The 19434-nt window shown below is 47.7% G+C and carries 18 protein-coding genes; 5 read left to right on the plus strand and 13 right to left on the minus strand.

What is annotated here, in order from left to right:
* Positions 1 to 12: 12 nt before the first annotated feature.
* From AC0KH7_RS07865 to rfaD, 8 genes are read right to left on the minus strand one after another with little or no spacing between them, the layout of a single operon-like run.
* A complete protein-coding gene (locus tag AC0KH7_RS07865) occupies positions 13 to 1053 on the minus strand; it encodes a polysialyltransferase family glycosyltransferase (protein ID WP_472372293.1) in 1041 nt (346 codons plus the stop codon).
* Positions 1046 to 2104, minus strand: a complete 1059-nt coding sequence (gene waaC / locus AC0KH7_RS07870; protein ID WP_472372295.1) for a lipopolysaccharide heptosyltransferase I — start codon at positions 2102 to 2104, stop codon at positions 1046 to 1048. Before waaC (AC0KH7_RS07870) ends, AC0KH7_RS07865 begins: the two co-directional genes overlap by 8 nt.
* 3 nt (positions 2105 to 2107) lie before the next feature.
* Positions 2108 to 3133 carry a polysialyltransferase family glycosyltransferase gene (locus AC0KH7_RS07875; RefSeq protein WP_472372297.1) on the minus strand — a complete coding sequence of 342 codons (1026 nt, stop codon included), beginning with the start codon at positions 3131 to 3133 and terminating at the stop codon, positions 2108 to 2110.
* Positions 3126 to 4193 carry a polysialyltransferase family glycosyltransferase gene (locus AC0KH7_RS07880; RefSeq protein ID WP_472372299.1) on the minus strand — a complete coding sequence of 356 codons (1068 nt, stop codon included), beginning with the start codon at positions 4191 to 4193 and terminating at the stop codon, positions 3126 to 3128. Before AC0KH7_RS07880 ends, AC0KH7_RS07875 begins: the two co-directional genes overlap by 8 nt.
* An 18-nt stretch (positions 4194 to 4211) precedes the next feature.
* Complete coding sequence (locus AC0KH7_RS07885) at positions 4212 to 5129, minus strand: glycosyltransferase family 2 protein (protein WP_472372301.1); 918 nt, start codon at positions 5127 to 5129, stop codon at positions 4212 to 4214.
* A gap of 8 nt (positions 5130 to 5137) precedes the next feature.
* Positions 5138 to 6253 carry a polysialyltransferase family glycosyltransferase gene (locus AC0KH7_RS07890; protein ID WP_472372303.1) on the minus strand — a complete coding sequence of 372 codons (1116 nt, stop codon included), beginning with the start codon at positions 6251 to 6253 and terminating at the stop codon, positions 5138 to 5140.
* 8 nt (positions 6254 to 6261) lie between these two features.
* On the minus strand, positions 6262 to 7296 hold the full coding sequence (gene waaC / locus AC0KH7_RS07895; RefSeq protein ID WP_472372305.1) for a lipopolysaccharide heptosyltransferase I: 1035 nt from the start codon (positions 7294 to 7296) through the stop codon (positions 6262 to 6264).
* 14 nt (positions 7297 to 7310) lie between these two features.
* Positions 7311 to 8279 (minus strand): ADP-glyceromanno-heptose 6-epimerase, encoded by a 969-nt coding sequence (gene rfaD / locus AC0KH7_RS07900; RefSeq protein WP_472372306.1) that lies wholly within the window; start codon positions 8277 to 8279, stop codon positions 7311 to 7313.
* Between the two features lie 100 nt (positions 8280 to 8379).
* Here rfaD and AC0KH7_RS07905 point away from each other — a divergent pair, with 100 nt between their 5' ends.
* From AC0KH7_RS07905 to panD, 5 genes are all read left to right on the plus strand, one after another.
* Positions 8380 to 9042: a fused DSP-PTPase phosphatase/NAD kinase-like protein gene (locus AC0KH7_RS07905; RefSeq protein ID WP_472372308.1), complete on the plus strand. Its 663-nt coding sequence runs from the start codon at positions 8380 to 8382 to the stop codon at positions 9040 to 9042.
* Position 9043: 1 nt separating this feature from the next.
* Positions 9044 to 10783 carry a lipid A export permease/ATP-binding protein MsbA gene (msbA, locus tag AC0KH7_RS07910; protein WP_472372310.1) on the plus strand — a complete coding sequence of 580 codons (1740 nt, stop codon included), beginning with the start codon at positions 9044 to 9046 and terminating at the stop codon, positions 10781 to 10783.
* Positions 10776 to 11711 carry an LpxL/LpxP family acyltransferase gene (locus tag AC0KH7_RS07915; RefSeq protein WP_472372312.1) on the plus strand — a complete coding sequence of 312 codons (936 nt, stop codon included), beginning with the start codon at positions 10776 to 10778 and terminating at the stop codon, positions 11709 to 11711. The genes msbA and AC0KH7_RS07915 overlap by 8 nt, the downstream gene beginning before the upstream one ends.
* A gap of 383 nt (positions 11712 to 12094) precedes the next feature.
* Positions 12095 to 14884 (plus strand): phosphoenolpyruvate carboxylase, encoded by a 2790-nt coding sequence (gene ppc, locus AC0KH7_RS07920; protein ID WP_472372314.1) that lies wholly within the window; start codon positions 12095 to 12097, stop codon positions 14882 to 14884.
* 124 nt (positions 14885 to 15008) lie between these two features.
* On the plus strand, positions 15009 to 15398 hold the full coding sequence (gene panD / locus AC0KH7_RS07925; RefSeq protein ID WP_472372316.1) for an aspartate 1-decarboxylase: 390 nt from the start codon (positions 15009 to 15011) through the stop codon (positions 15396 to 15398).
* A 77-nt stretch (positions 15399 to 15475) separates the two neighbouring features.
* Here the strand turns inward: panD and AC0KH7_RS07930 are convergent, their stop codons facing one another.
* From AC0KH7_RS07930 to folK, 5 genes are all read right to left on the minus strand, one after another.
* On the minus strand, positions 15476 to 16213 hold the full coding sequence (locus tag AC0KH7_RS07930) for an OmpA/MotB family protein (RefSeq protein ID WP_472372318.1): 738 nt from the start codon (positions 16211 to 16213) through the stop codon (positions 15476 to 15478).
* Positions 16213 to 16977: a motility protein A gene (locus AC0KH7_RS07935; RefSeq protein WP_472372320.1), complete on the minus strand. Its 765-nt coding sequence runs from the start codon at positions 16975 to 16977 to the stop codon at positions 16213 to 16215. The genes AC0KH7_RS07930 and AC0KH7_RS07935 overlap by 1 nt, the downstream gene beginning before the upstream one ends.
* 271 nt (positions 16978 to 17248) lie before the next feature.
* On the minus strand, positions 17249 to 18103 hold the full coding sequence (gene panC / locus AC0KH7_RS07940) for a pantoate--beta-alanine ligase (RefSeq protein WP_472372322.1): 855 nt from the start codon (positions 18101 to 18103) through the stop codon (positions 17249 to 17251).
* Complete coding sequence (panB, locus tag AC0KH7_RS07945) at positions 18100 to 18891, minus strand: 3-methyl-2-oxobutanoate hydroxymethyltransferase (RefSeq protein ID WP_472372324.1); 792 nt, start codon at positions 18889 to 18891, stop codon at positions 18100 to 18102. The genes panC and panB overlap by 4 nt, the downstream gene beginning before the upstream one ends.
* Before the next feature lie 50 nt (positions 18892 to 18941).
* A complete protein-coding gene (gene folK / locus AC0KH7_RS07950) occupies positions 18942 to 19433 on the minus strand; it encodes a 2-amino-4-hydroxy-6-hydroxymethyldihydropteridine diphosphokinase (protein WP_472372326.1) in 492 nt (163 codons plus the stop codon).
* Between the last annotated feature and the right edge of the window lies 1 nt (position 19434).

Here is a 19434-nt window from a genome sequence, read left to right on the forward strand (position 1 = left end):
CTATATCATTTTTTATTTTAATGAATTCATTTCATCAAGAAGTTTATATTCTGAAAAACTGTTCAATACCCGCACGCCCGCATTCTCCAAAAAAGATCGTGGAGCATCGTAAGCGGTTCCCCTCATAGAAGCATATACATCCATATCAACATTTAACTTTTTCATTTCTAACAATACGGTTGAAACATCACCCAAAAGCCCTTTAATATTTAAAGCTCTAATCAAAATTTCAAAAGGCAAAGATCCCGGCAAAACTAGCTGATTAGGGAAAGTCTCTTTAATTGTCAATGGATCAAACCGTTTTTCTCGAGGGTGGTATTTCACAGCAAACTTTATCCCCTTCCCATTAAAATAATGTAATAATTCTAAAACATCTTCTGCATATTTTGGATGATGTGCGGAACCGTCTTTAAACAAGCCTAGAACAATAACGACTTCCACTTTTTTGAGAACCTTATAATCAACATGGAAAGCTTCAAAAAACTGAGTTAAATCTTTTTCAGATAGTACTTGATACCATTCTGGATCAAGTGCTGTAATTTTCTTATTGACAGTGGGTTTGACCGCATCTGGAGTTAATAAAAATGCCTCATCCACCCAAGGAGATGCTAAGTTATGTCCGACAGGTGCCTGATACCAAAAACCAAACCGTAACTTTCTATTAAAGACCTCAAACCGGCTTAATTTAACATGATTAGTAGGGTGATAACTTGATAAACCATCATCAAGCAAATAAAACGTTCTCCCCTTTGATTTGTGTAACAGGTGGGATGCATATTGTATAAATGGATCAATAATTGAACCTGAAATCACGTTATCAACGGCAAACTGATTAAAGATTCTTTTAATCGTTTTGAGCCTTTTTTTGCTTCCTCCAGTAGGCAGTTGAACAACGTGATCAAAATATTTCTCACTTAACTGCAAATATATTTCGTCTTTAGGGAACTGGGGGTCCAAAAACAGAACGGAAGGCTTTTGAGGCCAATGTTTTTGGGTCAGGTAAACACTAAGTAACCAGTGCCTTGGAGTAGATGCAATAAATAAGTTATTCACTGCCTCCCCCCCTTAACTGAAGAAACTTTTTCCAAACCAAATCCGGTGTTATTTCTTCATAACATGGTGGGAAAACACTAAACTGTTTAATCTCCTCTCTTACGCAATTATTTCGATTCATGCACGGAGCGCATTCCAGATCAGAGCTAATATCAATACCGTTCGCTGCAGGAATCGCCGCTTGTGCACTTGTCGCACCAAACAGCCTTATCGTTGGGACCCCCAGTGCCGAAGCAATATGTGTCAAACCGGTATCACCACCAACAACCCCTTTTGAAGTCGCAATCAAACACGCCAAATCACTCAATGGCATTTTGTCCAAAACTCGCGCCTTTTCAGGGGATTCTGTGGCGACTCGTTGAGCGCGCTTTTTTTCATTTTCATCTCCCCAAGGCAATAAAACCTGATAACCGTTTTGGCTGGCTATTTTCAAAAGACTCTGCCAATAAGGTTCAGGCCAATTTTTAACTTCACCACTTGTCGCATGAACAAAAATCAGGTATGGCGCCAATTCATCTGGCTGTCGTTGCTTACAGATAGACGCATGCTCAACACCATAATCCACAGTCGAGGAGCTATACGAATAACCAAAAGTTTTTGACAACAGTTGCCGATGAACATCGACTAAAGTTTTCGATACATCCAATGCAATATCTCGAGAATAAATATTTGATAACCGTTTATCCTGAACCATTTCTGAAAGTGCTGCCAAAGATGGCCCTATAACGGGTACTCCTAATCGGGATAACAAAGACGCATCCTGAAAGCCAAAATACAAATCAACGACCACATCATATTGCCGACGTTTCAACTTTTTAATCAAACGATGAGCCGCCAAACCAAAAAAAAGTTTATTTAATTTTCTAAACCGCTTTCGATTAATCGAAAACACCCCATCAACGTAGCGGTTCCAGCAAGGAATATCTTTATATTGTTCATCAACATACCAATCTACTTCAAATGCCGGATTGTTTTTTTTCAAATCCGATATTGCGGCAAATGCATGGATGATGTCCCCAAACGAAGAAGGTTTAATAATCAAAATTCTCATAACTTAAACCTGTAAATCTCGATAAACATCCACAACTTTAACCCCCGCCTTTCTTAACATCGGTAACGGCGTCCGATCATGGCTTCCAATCAATACAACGGTAACATTCGCATTGGGCAAAAACGACTTGGCTTCCAGCAAAATCGTGGAAATGTCGCCGGTAAACATTACATCCTCATTTAAGTTCGGCAGCAACAGTTCAAACGGGATTTCACCCGGCAAAACAGTTTGTTTCGGAAAACGTTTTTGAATCTCCAGTGGGTCGTTGGCTTTATCCCGAGGGTGATATTTCAACAAAAAACGTTTTCCGCTCTGATCCAACTTCGTCAAAAAATGCACCACGTCTTCTGGATAGTCTTGCGATGTTTCAATCGCTTTTCGATAAATATCCAAAATCACCACCACATCAATATCAGCTAACTGAGGTGCCAAACCATAAATTTCATTTAATTTTGTTAAAACCTCGGCGTTGTCCAACACGGACAACCAATTTGAATCAATGCCATACACATTTTTTTCCGGCAACGCTCCTTGTAACTTCTCCGGAAAAAACAAAAATGCACCGTCTATCCACGGCGCATTAATTTTAAGAGGGTTCGGCTCTTGATACCACCAACCGTATTTCAGTTTTCGGCTGAATAGGCGTAACGCGGACATCGGTTTTCGACTCGTCGCCTGGTAACTGAACAGCCCATCATCCAATAAATACGATGCCAAATTCGGGTTTTGAATTTTAGCCGCCTGAATCGCAAACTGTACGAAAGGTTCATTAACCGACCCTGTTAAAACATGGTTCAAACGATGCCCATCCAGAAGTTTCGCCATCGCCCGAATTTGGACTTTTTCAGAGCCTGATGGCAAGATTTCCGCATTCGAAAAATAGTCTAAATTAATTGCATCTTCCGCCATCCTTTTTGGGAAGCTAGGCTCGAATACAATCATGGCCGATTCGTCTTGATAACGGGTCAATCGTAAAAACACACTAATCAACCAATGCCTTGGCGTACTGACGATAAACAGATTAGACAAAACCCTCTCCCGGTGCTTTAACAGCCAGCCCAGCCTGCTGAAACAGCGTCAAAAAGCGGCGCTGAAAAGCGTTATGTTCATCCAAAATAGCCGTTCCATCCAAATCCGGTCTCAGCCATTTTGCCATTAACAGCGAACTGCCAACATCACCAAACAACTTGGCGTTCGGCTTAAACAGAGGCAATAAAAATTCAAATGCAATACTGGACGGAATCACCTTTTCCACCCCGAGCGCTTTGAGTTCAAAGGCATCTGCACCTTCCATTCTGGGGTGATACTTAACCGCGACTCGCTGTTTGTCTTGGATAAAATGTTCGATCATCCCTTTCAAATTCGTTTCATAGCCCGGCATTTTTTGAATATTGTTCGGGTGCGACAGCAATATCACCACATCAAGCGATCGATAGTCTTCTGGTGACTCGCCGAAATGCGCCAACAACGCCTCACTCAAAGTGGCGAGCTCCGGCGCGGTAAAAAGCGTCGGCCGCAATCGATGACAATTCTTAGCCTTAAGCGGATCACACACCAAGTCAGGCGCCATCACCCAAACATCGTTGATCCATTCCGATGCACCGATGGTATTGGGCTCTTGCCACCAGGCACCGTAAAACAGTTTTTTCAATCCCGCATTAATACGATCTTTCAAGGGATGGTGCGGCCGGCCGGCGTAAGAATACAATCCATCATCCAGATAATGCCCTTTCGCAGGATACCCGGCTTGCTTCAGAAGATGCATAATATATTGAAACTCCACACGACGGTCACTCCCCACCAAGACATCGGAAAAATGACGACTTTCCAACAGCGGTTTCATTCGTTGGAAATTTTCTCGACGCTCTGTCAGTTTACGCCAACCAACTGCAGTACCGCTGAAGAGATTAACGTCCTCGAATGGTGAATCCGGCCAGGCCTGCAACACCTCATAATAAGGGTTTTCATTCACCCGTTTCTGGTCAATCAACCAAAGCGCCGCCGACTGCTCATGTCGCTGTTCAACCGCATGTGCGGCCGCCAGCAATACATTCAGTGGTGTGGAAGGCAAATACAATGCGTGTTTCAAAACATCCCCATTTTGAGTCTAGCCATTATCTACCAACACTGCTTTAATCGCATCACGAGCACGGTCGTCTTTCACTACCACGCCGTATTTCGTCAACACCTGAATGGCCTCATCATCCAAAACCAGGCGTTTCCACTCTTCATCCAAACGGCCTTCTTCCGACATTCTTACCCAACGGCGATAATGATTTCCCATTCGGGCACCGATTTTCAACAACGGTTTACGGTTTTCCACATGCGTTTCAAAATGATGACGACTACCAATGGCATAATGAAACACTTCCACCGAATCGCTTTCGGCGTAATTCAACTTACTCCACAAATGCCAGGCTCGATGATTTCCACCCTTAGCACGTAAAAAACCTTGCAGGTTGACCATCACCTTACCGTGAATCTTACTCAATTGAACCGACATATTATCCTGTTTTAACTCGGTGCCCTTTCCGTAATCGATTGGAAACAACGTCCGGTAAACTCGCTCATAAAACGGCTTGTTTTCCGAATGACAATCCAGCTGCATGTCATAGCGCCGACAATGCACGATGGACTTGCTGCGCGTCAACCCGGTTTTCAAATCCTGCCCTTCTTTCGGCAACCAGAATTCATCGGCATCATTGGAAATCACCCAATCCGCCTGCATGTCCTCACGGGCAATCAAAGCCATTTCCGTGCGCCAATCACTTTGGCGATAATCGGTAATCGGGCGTGAAATCACATGCAAATCAAATTCCGATACCAGTGCTTGCAGTTTTTCCAACGTACCGTCTGTTGAGCCGTTATCAACCGCCACGAAACAATCTACGCCCTTGGCGGCATGAAAACGAATATTGCTTTCAATGATATCTATTTCGTTTTTGACCATGTACGTCATGGCCAATCGAATCGGTTTTCCTGAGAACTGACGCCAGGTAAACAACTTCAAATTTCTAAGGTACACTCGCTCTCCTAAGTACGCTTTGTTACGCCAAGGCGCTCAACTAATTCCGGCAATTTTTTGGGCGTTAATCCCAGCTTTTCATAAAAGCCCAAGAACTGATCGAAGTGGCCGGACGATTCCCCCAACTGCATGACCATCACTTGCACGCTCGGGCGAAACAATCGCGTCGTGAGGATCGTTGTACTCATATCTCCCAGTACAAAACAGTTGGCCGGCAGCGACGGCAGAATGACCTCAAACGGTACATTGGCCGGAATTTCAAACACACCGGGCAACGACAACACGGATAATACGTCATTTCCCAGATCTTTTGGGTGGTATTTTACGGCAATTTGCCAACCATTACTGGAAAGTCTGGTCAACAAATCCCGCGCCTCCAATTCATAACCGGGCACTTGGCGCATATCATTGGTTTCCGGCAGGGTCAGCACCAACTGGCAGTGTGCAAGACGCGCTTGGTCAATAGCAAAGGATTTTAACCAGGCCTGGGTCATTTCCTGCAAGCGTTTATCTTCAAACCAACTGGACTGCAAGAGCTCGGCAACCTTCTCTTTCAATAAAGGTGTCACCCAATCAGGATAGGCTACAATCATCCCATCAATCCATTTGCTGCCACCGATAGTCGGCGGTGTTTGCCACCAAAAACCGTAAACCAGCTTTTTCAGCCAATCATCGACCACCCGATCTGAAAAGCGTTTGGACGCCTTACGGCCGACATAGGTGTAAAGCCCTTCATCGAGATAAATACCTTGCGCTTTAACACCCAATTCTCGAGATTGATGCATGATCCACTGAAATTCCAGATGACGATCGTTACCGACATACACTCGTTCCGGTTTGAAAGCGCCCACTTCCGATTTCAACTCCTCAAACAAACGCTTTCGGCTGGCGACTTTATCCCACCCTTTCCCGCTCGGCCGGAAAAACGTTTTCGTATCCACAAAAGGCGAATTTTGCCAGGCCTGCATGGATTCTCGAAAGAAATCCATCCGGCGGTTATCCGCTTCTTGCGCGACAAAAAAGAGCTTGGCCTCTTCCTCATCACGGCGGGATAACGCCACGGCAAGAGACACCAATAAGTGCAACGGCGTGGAGACTAGGTAGTAGGCCGTTTTTTTTGTCATATTCGTTGTCACCCAGCCCTCTCCAACGCATTTAACACGTCGTCTGGCCGCAGGTGTTCAAGTGATTGTTCGGCCAGCTCTTCAGACTGAAAACGTTTCAGATACTGATGCGCACAGGGCGAAGCCAAACGGAGAACATTCGCCCCCAATGCTCCGACCAACTCGGGATCGGTAACCCGGTACAGCACCACCATCGGAGTCTCCAAAGCCGCCGCCACATGCGACAAACCGGTGTCCACCGACACGATACCGTCCGCAAACTTCAACAGCCGAGCCATGGCATTCAACCCCAGAGACGAATCCGGCACCCAGGCCTGGTCGTTTTTAAGGGATTTCGCCAATCGCAAAGCCCGTTCGTGCTCCGCTTCGGTTCCCCAGGGCAACACCACTTTTTGTCCTGAAGCCACCAGTTTTGCAAGCAAGTCTCGCCAATACGCCTCCGGCCAAAGCTTGGTCTCCCAAGTCGTGCCATGCAAACACACATAATAAGAATTATTTTGAAAGTCCGCCGGCAAACTGTCGGGGCCTTGCCAGTTCGAGGTATCCAGTCGATACTGAACCGGTGACGCAGAGACATCTTCATACTCCAATGCCGCAGAAAACAGTTGCCGCAACCGCACGATCGCGTGTTGCGCCTTCGGAACCGAAATTTTTCGTTGATACCCCAAGCTTGCGGGCGGCTCACGCACACTTTGCCAATCCATTCCGACACGCTCACCGCTACGAATTTTGCGCAGGACCCAAAGGCTTTTCAATAAGCCTTGTGCGTCCAGTACCACGTCATAATGGGTTTGATTAATCGTTTGAAAAAACATTCGAATTTCTTGGCGGGTAGACCCTTGCCAGAAGTTTTTGCGCCAACGTCGCAGCGCGATGGGAAAGACTTGATTGACGGCCGGATGCCATTGCGGAATTTCGGCAAAGGCTTCTTCCACCACCCAGTCGACTTGCAAATCCGGCCAGGCCTGAAGCGCATCACTCAAGGCCGGAAAGGTATGAAAGACATCCCCCATTGAGGACATTTTGATTAACAGTATCCGCATTGACTTCGACGCGATTACCGAACAAAATCCAATACACGCGGGTTTTCCGACAACCAAGCCAGATATTTCGCCACACCTTCAGCCACGGAATGGAAAGGCTTATCGTAACCGGCCATTCTCAAACGGGTATTATCCGCTTGGGTAAAACTCTGGTAAGCCCCTTTCAAATGCTCGGGGAATGGAATGTATTGGATTTCACCCTGACCGTGAAACTGGATGACCGCTTCGGCGATGTTCTGAAATGGCTCTGCCGCCGCCGGCCCTAAATTAAAAATGCCCGACTGTTCTGGGTTTTCCATAAACCATAGATTCACGTTCACGACATCGTCGATATAAACGAAATCGCGCGTTTGCATACCGGCTTCATAACCATCGTAGGCGCCGAACAATTTCAACGGTTCTCCGGCCAGTAATTGGTTATGCAACTTGAACGCCACACTGGCCATATCACCTTTATGTTGCTCGCGCGGCCCGTACACATTGAAATAACGGAACCCGGCGACCTGACTTTCCGCATGCGGCAGCACGCGGCGAACATACTGATCGAACTGAAACTTGGAATAACCGTAAACATTCAGCGGCTTTTCGTATTCACGTTCTTCGACAAACGTCGGCCCGTCGCCATAAACCGCGGCCGACGACGCATATAGGAAGGGAATTTTGCGATTCAGGCAGTAATTCAGCAAATCTTTGGAATACTCATAATTGTTGTCCATAACATACTTACCATCCCACTCGGTGGTCGCCGAACAGGCCCCTTCATGAAACACACATTCGATATCCGGCAAGCCTTCTTCGGCAAAAATACGCGACTGAAAGTCTTCTTTATCCAAGTAGTCGGCGATGTCACAATCCGCGATATTGATGAACTTTTTACCGTTCTTCAGGTTGTCCACCACCAAAATGTCGCTGCGCCCTTGTGCATTTAAAGCTTTGACAATATTCGAGCCGATAAACCCGGCGCCGCCCGTGACCACAATCATGAATCTTTCCTTCTCAATTCAAATCATGAGAATTCTATCATTAACCCCACGCCAGTTGCGAAAAAAGGTAGAATAGGCGCCAAAAACACAGACGCGACACATGGAAAAACTGCAAACAAAATGGGGGCGCTTCAAAGCGCACATCGAAGCATGGCTGGTCGACCACGAAATCCTGCGATTCTTTTATCGCAACTTTCATCGGTTGTCAGAAAACGCCTTCCGCAGTAACCACCCGTCACCGGCTTTCATTAAAAAACTGAAGCAAAAACATGGCATCAATACCATTATCAGTTTGCGCCGTGCCGACAAGACGGGGCAGTACCAACTGGAAAAAGAAGCCTGTGAAAAACATGGCATAACGCTCATCAATCATCCTATGTCATCCAGAAGCTTTCCAGATGTAGACCGCATCCTCCAAGCCAAAGACATACTGGAAAACGCAAAATACCCGATTTTAATTCATTGCAAATCAGGCGCGGATCGGGCTGGCATGATGAGCGTTTTTTACAAACATTTCATTCTTAAACAACCGATCTCGGAAGCCTTGTCCGAACTGAGCATGAAATACGGTCATTTTCGCTGGGCTGACACCGGCAAGCTGGACGTGTTTTTCGACACTTTTTTGGCTTATGAAAAAGAAAACCCCGACACCACCTTTATCGAATGGGTCGAAAACCATTATGATAAACCCAAACTGAATCAGGCATTCCACGCCGCCGGTTGGGCCAACATCGTCGTCAATCGCATTCTAAAAAGAGAGTAATATGTTAGACCGACAAACGCTGTCACTCTACGGAAGACTGCTGCGATACATTCGCGACTACAAAGCGGCCATATTCATCACCCTGATCACCATTGCCGTGATTGCCGCCATGGAACCGTTGAGTGCTATCATTCTCGGCAACTTGGTCGATGAAAGCCTGATTGAAAAAGACCCTAATTCCTTTGTGCTCCTGCCACTGCAATTGGCGGGCGTCTTCATTTTAAAAGGCATCGCCGAATACTTCAGTAAAGTGATGAGCACTTGGATTGCACAAAAAGCGATTTTGAACATCCGATCCGAACTCTACAGCAAAATGCTCTTCCTGCCCAAGTCACACTATAATGAAACCTCCACCGGCAGCATGATGTCGAAAATCACCTACGACGTCACCCAAACCGGCAATGCCTTGTCCGAAGCCTGGATCGTCATCACGCGCGACAGTTTGATCATTCTCGCCTTACTGGCCACTTTAATCTATTACTCCTGGCAGCTAACGCTGGTCATGTTGGTGATTGGTCCAATTGTCGCCTTCTTTATTGACCGGGCCGGCAAACTGATGCGAACATCGAGTACCGATATGCAGGATGACATGGGCCAACTCACTCACAGCTTGGAGGAAGGCCTGAAAGGCTATCAAGACGTTAAAATTTACGGGTCAGAGACCTACGAGCTTAATCGCTTCAAGACGTCGGCCGAATCCCTTCGCCGAAACACCATGAAAGTTACCAAAGTCTCCGCCTTGAACGTGCCGTTGGTGCAAGTCATCGCCGCCATTGCGTTATCCATTGTGGTTTACGTCGCCGTGCAAATGGTCAACGCGGGTACCATGAGTGCCGGTGACTTAATCACCTACGTCACCGCCATGGGCTTGATTTTCGAACCCATCCGCCGCATCACCAACATCAACGCCACCGTCCAGAAAGGGATGGCCGCCGCCAAAAGCATCTTCACCATTCTCGATGCGCCAAGCGAAGAAAACAATGGCACTCAAACATTGGGGCAGATTGAAGGGTGCATTCGCTTTGAAAAAGTATCCTTCACCTACCCCGGTGCCGAGAAACCCACGCTCACCCAACTGGACCTGACGATCCCGGCCCGAAAAACCACTGCATTGGTCGGCCAATCCGGTAGTGGCAAATCCACACTGGCGAATTTGATTGCTCGGTTTTACACCGTCACCGACGGCCAAATCACCCTGGATGACATACCGCTCAACACGATTGAGTTAAGCAACCTTCGGCAGAACATTGCCTTTGTCAGCCAGAATGTGGTTCTGTTTAATGATACAATAGCGGCCAACATCGCCTACGGCCATGATGAGTTTGATGAAACAGCGATTATCGCCGCCGCCAAAGCCGCTCATGCCTGGGAATTCATTCAAACCCTTCCCGAAGGCCTCTATACGACCATCGGCGACAATGGTGCCTTGCTATCAGGCGGCCAACGCCAGCGCATTGCCATTGCCAGAGCATTTTTGAAAAACGCCCCCATCCTGATTATGGACGAAGCCACCTCGGCACTGGACAATCAAAGTGAAAAACTGATTCAAGACGCGATGAATACACTGCGTAAAAACCGCACCGTCATCATCATCGCTCACCGGCTCAGTACCATTGAAAATGCGGATAAAATCGTCGTACTGCAGGATGGCATCTTGCAGGAACAAGGCCATCACGATGAACTAATGGCTTTAAACGCCATTTATTATCAACTGTACACCCAAGGAAATTTAAGTGAGTAACCCCCGTCCAGACACCTTTCGGCTAAGCTTTTTGTGCCCAAGGTATTGGGGAATATGGGTGGGTTATGGCTTACTCCGTCTGATAGGGTGGCTCCCCTATCAAACCAAATTCACCGTTGGAAAGGCCATTGGCCGCTTACTTTACCGAGTGGCACCGAGTCGCAGACGCCTAGTGCGCAAAAATCTGACCATCGCCTTTCCGGGAAAACACGATAATGACCTCGAATCGCTTGTCAAAGATCACTTTGAGTCGCTCGGCATCAGCCTGATCGAAACCAGCATAAACCTATGGGGCGAACACCGTAACACCTCGCATCACAACCAACCAAACCCGCACTTTCATTTCACCGGTTTGAAAAACCTGGAAAACGCTTCAGGGCAAGGCGTGCTATTAGTGGTGCCACACTTTACCACCATCGAAACAACGGGCTTAATGCTCTCAAAAGTCATTCCATTTCGTCCGATTTACCGAAAACACGACAACGCCTTAATGGAATATTTCATCACCAAAAGCCGCACATTAGTCACGGATGAAGGCGATACCGTCAAACCGCTTATGAATACCGACACGCGCGCCATGATCAAAGCACTCAAAAAAGGCGACGCCATGATGATCTTACCGGATCAGCGCTATCGTGCGAAAGGCAAGGTTGACGTCCCCTTCTTCGGAAAAAACGCCCCCAGCAACCCTGGCATTTGTAAACTGGCCAAGCTTGGTAACGCCAAAGTCTTGCCGGTTTTCACCCGTCGCATCGGCATCGATTATGAAATGACGATTTTACCAGGCCTGGACAATTTTCCCTCTGGAGACGATTATCAGGATGTTTTGCGATTGCATGCATTATACGAAGCCGAAATCCGGGAAAATCCCGCCCAATATCTGTGGAGCCACAACCGCTGGAGCTTGAAGAAAGGAAAGGATTTTTAGGCTTACTAAGGAACCTATGATTGAATCGGTTTGAGTTTCTGCGGGACTTAAAGCCTACCTATTCTAGGCGTGGCTCGCCGACCTTAGTCATTCTAAGGTCAAGGGTCACAACAACGAAGAGGTCGGCTTTAAGCCTCGCCCTCAGGGGCTTAGCCAAAATTACCAGCTCAGCGTTGTGAAGTTTTGTAAGGTCTAGACATTACTTCAACTTCACGCCTTGATCTGGAAAATTTGGCGTTGCCAGAAGCCAAACCGATTCAATCAGAGGTTCCCTAAAAACACGTAAGCCGACAGGAATACATCAGACGCGCTGATATTTAACCATTGAAAAATGCTATAATATCATCAATATTTTTAGAATTTTAATCATAAACGGAAAGAATATGGCAAAGGAACTTCGCGATAAGCAACTTCGATCTCGAGTCAAACTACTGGGGTCTCTTCTGGGGGAAGTCATTGAAACCCAAGTCGGAAAATCCACACTCGACGCCGTGGAAACCCTCCGAAAAGGTTACATCAAACTCCACAAGGAAGACGACCCAAAACTTCGTCAAGAACTCAAGCAATTCATCGAAGAACAATCGCCTGAAAGCCTTATTCTCATCATCCGAGCCTTCAACCTCTATTTCAGTTTGGTCAACCTGGCCGAAGAAGAACATCAATACCACGAAAGACAAAGCCAGTTGAAGTCCGACGGCCCACTGTGGATGGGCTCGGTTCTGAACACCATCAGCGAATTCAAGCAAGAAGGCCTTTCCGCACAGGAAGTGGAAACACTGATTAACAAACTGTGCTACATTCCGGTATTCACGGCACACCCGACTGAATCAAAACGTCGTGCGGTCATGGAAAATTTACGTCGTATCTTTATCACCTTAGGCGAATTGAACGAAGCGGAAGCTTACAATAATCCTTACGCTCAGGAAGAAGTCATTAAACGGCTGCAGTACCAAATTCAAGTGCTGTGGAAAACCGACGAAGTCCGCCGCATGAAACCAACGGTCGAAGACGAAATCCGCAACGGCATCTACTATTTCCGCCAATCGTTATTCAAAGCCGTGCCACGTGTTTACCGATACATGGAACGCGCTTTAGCCCGACACTACCCAGAAGATAATATCGAAACGCCGAACTTCTTAACCTTCGGCTCCTGGATTGGCGGCGACCGCGACGGCAACCCCTTCGTCACCCACGAAACCACGGTTAACGCTCTGTTAATGCAAAGCCGCGCCGCCATCTATGAATACCAACGCCGCGTGTTTGAGCTCAGCACGCATTTGACGCAATCGCGTTATATTTCCGACATCAAACAAGAAGTCATTAACCGAGCGACCATTATCGATGCCGACCTTCAAGAGCGGGTTTTCCACAAACGGGCCGACCGTTTTCGCGACGAACCTTATCGCCGCTTCTTGTATTTGATGCACGGGCGTTTGCAGGACAATTTGGCCTATATTGAAGCGCAGTTGAACGATGAACCGACGGAAAAACCGAAATTCGGCTATAAAAACGAACAAGATTTCCTCGACGACCTGCAATTGATTTACGATTCACTGTGTGGTCACGGCGATCAGGAAGTGGCCGACGCCAACTTAAAAGACCTGATTCGTCTGGTCCAAACCTTTGGTTTCTACCTGATGCGCTTGGATATCCGTCAGGAATCCACCGTGCATACCGATGCCGTTGCCGATCTGTTGTCGCACCTTGGCATCGACTACATGAGTCTTTCGGAAGCTGAACGCCTGGACCTGCTGTCGCACCAGGTATCTTCCCCGACCATTATCGACACCCAGCACCTGGACTTAAAAGACATGACGTTGGAAGTATTGGAAGTCTTCCACGTCATGCGTCGTATGCGCGAAGAAATCAGTGAAAAAGCTTTCAATAACTACGTCATCTCCATGACGCACGAAGCCAGTCATGTGATGGAAGTGTTGTTCCTGGCTCACCAAGCCGGCCTGGCGGGCTACAATGCCGGCGAGCCTTACTGTAAAATTCGCGTCTCGCCGTTGTTCGAAACCATTCAGGATTTAGAGCACATCGTACCCGTCACCTCTGCGCTCTTCGAAAACCCAACCTACCATGCTTTGTTGAAAGCCTCCGGCAACCAGCAGGAAATCATGCTGGGTTACTCGGATTCCGCTAAAGACGGTGGCAACCTATCCTCGGCCTGGACACTTTACCAGGCCCAGCAGCAAATCATGAAATTGGCCGACGAATACAGTATCGACTGCCGCTTGTTCCACGGACGCGGCGGCACGGTCGGTCGCGGTGGCGGCCCAACTCACAGCTCCATTCTTTCGCAGCCGACCGGCACGGTTCGCGGCGAAATCAAATTCACCGAACAGGGTGAAGTGCTATCTTACAAATACAGCAACGCTGAAACCGCCATGTATGAATTGTCGATGGGCATTACCGGCTTGATGAAAGCCAGTAAATGCTTGGTACGCAAGCCACAGGAAGACAACCCAGCGCACTTGGAAGCCATGCAAAAGCTAGCCAAAGAAGGCGAACAGGCTTTCCGCGATTTGACAGACCATACCGAAGGCTTCTTCAAGTTCTTCTATGAAGCGACACCGGTTACTGAAATCGGCCTCCTGAACATCGGTTCTCGTCCGTCTCACCGTAAAAAAGGAAACTTATCCAAGTCTTCCATCCGAGCCATTCCATGGATTTTCGGTTGGGCGCAGGCGCGCTTGACCTTCCCGGCCTGGTACGGAACCGGTTTTGCTCTGGACAACTGGATCAAAGCGCAGGACGATGCCCAATTGAAAGATATGTATGAAAACTGGCCGTTCTTCCGCGCCTTATTGAGCAATATCCAAATGTCATTGTTCAAAACCGACCTGGTCATTGGTAAAGATTACAGCGAATTGGGCCATGACAAAGTGCAATCAGAGAAGATCTACGACATGATTGCGGCCGAACATATCCGTTCAGTGGAAAATTGTCTGGACATCAGCGGTAACGAATACTTAATGGCGGACACGCCATCGCTGGCGCTATCTTTGTCAAGAAGAACACCCTACTTGGAGCCGTTGAACCACATTCAAATCGCCGTTCTGAAACGCTACAAGGATGAAAATACATCCGAAGAAGAAAGAGAAGTCTGGTTGACACCACTTCTTAACAGCATCAACGCGATTGCAGCGGGTATGCGAAATACCGGTTAACCCGGGTTTCAAATCAAGCACAGTGTTCTGCGCAATCAGCGCAAAGCGCATGCTTGACTAAACAACTTTTACCAAAATCGGTTATAATACCGAGCTAGCTGATTTATTGACAGGAAGGGTAAGCATGCAAATCACCTTGCTAAAATCCAAACTCCATCGGGTTACCACCACGCATTCGGAACTGGACTACGAAGGTTCCTGCGCGATTGACGGCCACTTTTTGGAAGTGGCAGGGATTCGAGAATACGAACAGATTCAGATCTATAACGTCAACAACGGAAACCGTTTTACGACTTACGCCATTCGCGCGGAAGATGGCAGCGGAATCATTTCCGTCAATGGCGCGGCGGCGCATAAAGCCTCGCCGGGCGATTTGCTGATTATTGCAACCTACGCCACCATGGAAGAAAAAGACGCCGATGAACATAAACCGATCATGGTGTATTTCGACCAGGATAACCAGATTACGCATACTCGGAACACCATTCCGGTTCAAATGCAGCAACTGGCATAAAAAGCGTTAACCGCCAAAATCTTACCATCATCAATAGCCCTCACCGGGCTATTTTTTTATCCACACAAAAACCCACTCTAATTCGAACTCTCAACCGTGTTTTCGTCAAAATAATTCGGTTCAATAATGATTTCCACCCGACGATTCATGGCAAAGGCTTCCTCCGTTTCTTCCAACGATAACGGCGATGTATCGGCCACGCCAATGACCTCAGCCTGACTCGGCCGAATAATGCCATCCAGAATCAACTTTTGAACAACCGCTGCGGCACGGGCGCTGGACAGCTCCCAATTGGACTTAAAACGCCCGCCCGTCACCGGACGCTTATCTGTGTGGCCAACGGCTTGGATCCTAGCCGTTTCATGAATATAAGGTTGTAACTTATTGAGATAATTAGAGAACCCTAGCTTTAACTCCGCCCGGCCGGTTGGAAAGGAAATGCTTTCAGGAAAAGAAATACGCACCCGCTTTTTTTCAGGATCAAAAGACACCTGAACATCACTTTGCTGACTGGCCATGGCATAGGTTTCCACCAGGCTTTCATATAATGGCTTGAGGTTTTCAATCGGTGTTTCACCGTCTTGATTCTGTTCCGCCTTGCGTTGTTCATCCACCTGCTTGAAATACTGCACCTGAGTCTGAGTCAAATCCGAACCATGACCCAACGTATGCGTCAGGGATTTAACAATCGCCTCATACTTATGTGCATCCAATGTCGACATCGCAAACAACAACACGAAAATGGCCATTAACAGCGACATTAAGTCCGCAAATGTGGCCAACCAAGGCGCATCATTACATTTTTTCTGGGCCATTAAAGTTCTTCTTCCATAGACGGTCTTTTTTCCAAATACGGCGACAGCATGTCTCGCATGATATTGGGGTTTTGTCCCTGGCTGATGGCTTCCAAACCGTCAATAATCATTAGTTGACGCAAGGACTCCTCTTGCCCCCAAGTATTGATTTTATCGGCCATTGGCAAGGCAAACAGGTTGGCGATCATCGCACCGTAAAGCGTCGTTAACATCGCCACCGCCATCGCCGGACCAATGGACGCCGGGTCCGACAAATTCGACAACATTTGAATCAAACCCACCAAAGTACCAATCATCCCAAATGCCGGCGCCGCGCCACCGATGGATGCAAAGACACCCGCACTGGTTTCGGCCCGCTCCACCAACAACTTATTTTCTTCGAGAAGCGTCTGGCGAACCAAATCCTTGGAATAACCGTCCACCAGCATACGAACGCCGCGATGGTAGAACTCATGATTGATTTCCATATTTTCCAGCGCTAAAAAGCCTTTGGAACGTGAAGTTCTCAACAAATCTTCGGTCAAATCAATCAATTCGTTTTTATCTTTAATATCCGTCGTCGGCATCAAGATGCGAAACGACATTGCAATAGCGTGCATGGCTTCATGAAACGAATAGCGAATCATGGTAGCGGCAATCGTACCGCCAATCACGATCATCAACCCGGGGATATTAATAAAGATTAGAATAGAAGAGCCCATCGACATGGCGACAAGCACAATGGCGACCCCAAGAAAAAGGCCTATGAAGGTTGAAAAACTCATGATTTATACCTTGAGAGCCTTGCACGAGATGGAGGCACGGATAAAAATGGCTAAAATTCCCCTGAATGTCGTTGAAAAACTGGCGAATAGCCTGCTATTCGCTGCGTTTTCCGCCTAATTCAAAAAAATTTTATCTCATTTTTCTATCGCGCCCCACTCAGGCAAAGCTCTCATCTTATTTATATTATCGTATTTCGATTTTAAATCGTTATGAAAAGGCCCGTTCTGACCAGGCCTGGTTAATTTCAGGTGATTGACAGCGTTATTTCGGTTAAGGCGTCACCACAATATTGTCCAGCAAACGCGTTGTACCTAACCGAGCTGCTGCCACAATAACGCACCTTTCGCCGACAGCTTTAACAGGCTGAAGTGTCTCCGACTGCAAAATTTTCACATAATCGACCGAATCAAAACCGTCCGTCAGCAACTGCTGACTCGCAGTGACTTCCATCGCTTCAAAGTCATCATTTTCCGATTCAATCGCCATGCGAACCGATTGCAACACCACAAACAATTTCGGTGCGATGCGGCGTTGCGACTCGCTCAGATACTGATTTCGTGAGCTCAACGCCAAACCGTCTTCGTCTCGTTTGATGTCGGCGCAGACCAATTCAATCGGCATAGTCAGGTCTTCAACCATGCGTTTCAAGACCGCCACCTGTTGAAAATCTTTCTGACCAAATATCGCCACGTCCGGTTGAACCATATTAAACAGCTTATTCACCACCGTCGTCACACCGTCAAAATGGCCCGGTCGTGTCGCACCTTCCAAAATACCGGTCAAGTCGGCCGGCACCGTGACTAATGTTTGAACTTGCCCGTTCGGGTACATTTCATCAACAGACGGAGCAAACACCGCGTCCGCTCCTGCTTCTTGCAAAGACGCGCAATCTTGCTCATAGGTTCGCGGATAACGATCAAAATCTTCATTCGGGCCAAACTGCAACGGATTGACAAACACACTGACGACCACCCGGTCCGCTGTGTTTTTCGCCAACTCGACCAAGCTCAGATGACCCGCATGCAAATTCCCCATGGTCGGCACCAGCGCCACACGTTCACCAGCTGATTTCCATTTCGCCAGGGTCTCTCTCAAAGACGCGACTTGATCGAACTGAAGCATCATTCCCCCACACAGTGTTCCGGTGTTGGGAAACGCTGATGTTTGACATCCGCAACGTACTGCGCCAAAGCGGTTTGAACCGAATCGGCTTCCTGCAAAAAGTTTTTGGCGAACTTCGGCGCTCTCCCAAGCGTTAAGCCCAAGACATCATGCCACACCAAGACTTGCCCGTCCGTCTCCAAACCGGCACCAATACCAATGACCGGAATCGACAAACGGTCCGTAATGGTTTTCGCCAGGCCTGATGGCACACATTCCAGCACCAACATTTCCGCCCCCGATTCCTGCAAGGCAATCGCGTCATCAAGCAGTTTCTGCGCTGTATGCTTTTCTCGCCCGGCGACTTGATAGCCTTTCAACTGCACCGATTGCGGCAATAAGCCCAGATGCCCGCAAACCGGCACCCCAAGATCGGTCAAGGCTCGCACCAATGATAAGACACGCTTACCGCCTTCCACCTTCACCATGTTCGCCAAACCTTCCTTCAACAAACGTGCCGCCGCCGCCAGGCCTTGCGAAACATCCGCATCGGCCATAAACGGTAAGTCCGCCACACACCAGGCCTGGTGGTTTTTACGCTGCACCATCTGGGTGTGATAGACCATTTCATCCAGAGACACCGGCAAAGTATTGTCATGCCCTTGCACAACCATACCAAGCGAATCCCCGACCAACAAGACATCCGCACCAGCTTCCACCGACCAATATGCCTGACTGGCCTCATAGGCCGTCAGACATGCGATTTTCTCGCCTTCGACTTTCATTTTTTTGAGTTTGGATAAGGTTTTCATAGTGATTCCTAATGATTTTGGAAACCGATTTTGGAAACCGATTTCTGAAATTAAATCGGCTTGACGAAAATGTCCGATACCCGCTCGGCCAGCTCTTTAAAGGTGCGGCCACTCGGCATCCGCCCATCCGGCAAAAGATCCATCAGCGGCAACAGGACAAAATCGCGTTCCGTCATAAACGGATGCGGTACCCGTAAGCGTGCATTGTCAATGACTTGATCGCCATACAACAGCACGTCTAAATCAATTAACCGTTCACCCCAATGGCGCTTTTTGACTTTACCTTGCGTTTGTTCGATGTCCTGCAATGCGTCCAACAATGCCAGCGGAGCTAATTGCGTTTTAACCCAGGCGACAGCGTTCACAAAGTCCGGTTGATCCTGAGGCCCTTGCGGCCGAGAAGCATACAATCTGGACACCCCTTGCCAACGACTATCCGGCAGTTTTTTCAAACGTTCAATCGCCGTCAACACCTGGTGTTTCGGATCATCCAGATTACTGCCAATACCGATAAAAACATCGATTTCCAAAGCCATGCTCATC

This window comes from Hydrogenovibrio sp. (assembly GCF_965140365.1).
Taxonomy (GTDB): domain Bacteria; phylum Pseudomonadota; class Gammaproteobacteria; order Thiomicrospirales; family Thiomicrospiraceae; genus Hydrogenovibrio.

What these genes read in the sequence shown, in the direction of transcription:
- waaC (WP_472372295.1), bottom strand. Translation starts at nt 2,104, where the DNA reads ATGAGAATTTTGATTATTAAACCTTCTTCGTTTGGGGACATCATCCAT.
- AC0KH7_RS07890 (WP_472372303.1), bottom strand. Translation starts at nt 6,253, where the DNA reads ATGACAAAAAAAACGGCCTACTACCTAGTCTCCACGCCGTTGCACTTA.
- waaC (WP_472372305.1), bottom strand. Translation starts at nt 7,296, where the DNA reads ATGCGGATACTGTTAATCAAAATGTCCTCAATGGGGGATGTCTTTCAT.
- rfaD (WP_472372306.1), bottom strand. Translation starts at nt 8,279, where the DNA reads ATGATTGTGGTCACGGGCGGCGCCGGGTTTATCGGCTCGAATATTGTC.
- AC0KH7_RS07905 (WP_472372308.1), top strand. Translation starts at nt 8,380, where the DNA reads ATGGAAAAACTGCAAACAAAATGGGGGCGCTTCAAAGCGCACATCGAA.
- msbA (WP_472372310.1), top strand. Translation starts at nt 9,044, where the DNA reads ATGTTAGACCGACAAACGCTGTCACTCTACGGAAGACTGCTGCGATAC.
- ppc (WP_472372314.1), top strand. Translation starts at nt 12,095, where the DNA reads ATGGCAAAGGAACTTCGCGATAAGCAACTTCGATCTCGAGTCAAACTA.
- panD (WP_472372316.1), top strand. Translation starts at nt 15,009, where the DNA reads ATGCAAATCACCTTGCTAAAATCCAAACTCCATCGGGTTACCACCACG.
- AC0KH7_RS07930 (WP_472372318.1), bottom strand. Translation starts at nt 16,213, where the DNA reads ATGGCCCAGAAAAAATGTAATGATGCGCCTTGGTTGGCCACATTTGCG.
- AC0KH7_RS07935 (WP_472372320.1), bottom strand. Translation starts at nt 16,977, where the DNA reads ATGAGTTTTTCAACCTTCATAGGCCTTTTTCTTGGGGTCGCCATTGTG.
- panC (WP_472372322.1), bottom strand. Translation starts at nt 18,103, where the DNA reads ATGATGCTTCAGTTCGATCAAGTCGCGTCTTTGAGAGAGACCCTGGCG.
- panB (WP_472372324.1), bottom strand. Translation starts at nt 18,891, where the DNA reads ATGAAAACCTTATCCAAACTCAAAAAAATGAAAGTCGAAGGCGAGAAA.
- folK (WP_472372326.1), bottom strand. Translation starts at nt 19,433, where the DNA reads ATGAGCATGGCTTTGGAAATCGATGTTTTTATCGGTATTGGCAGTAAT.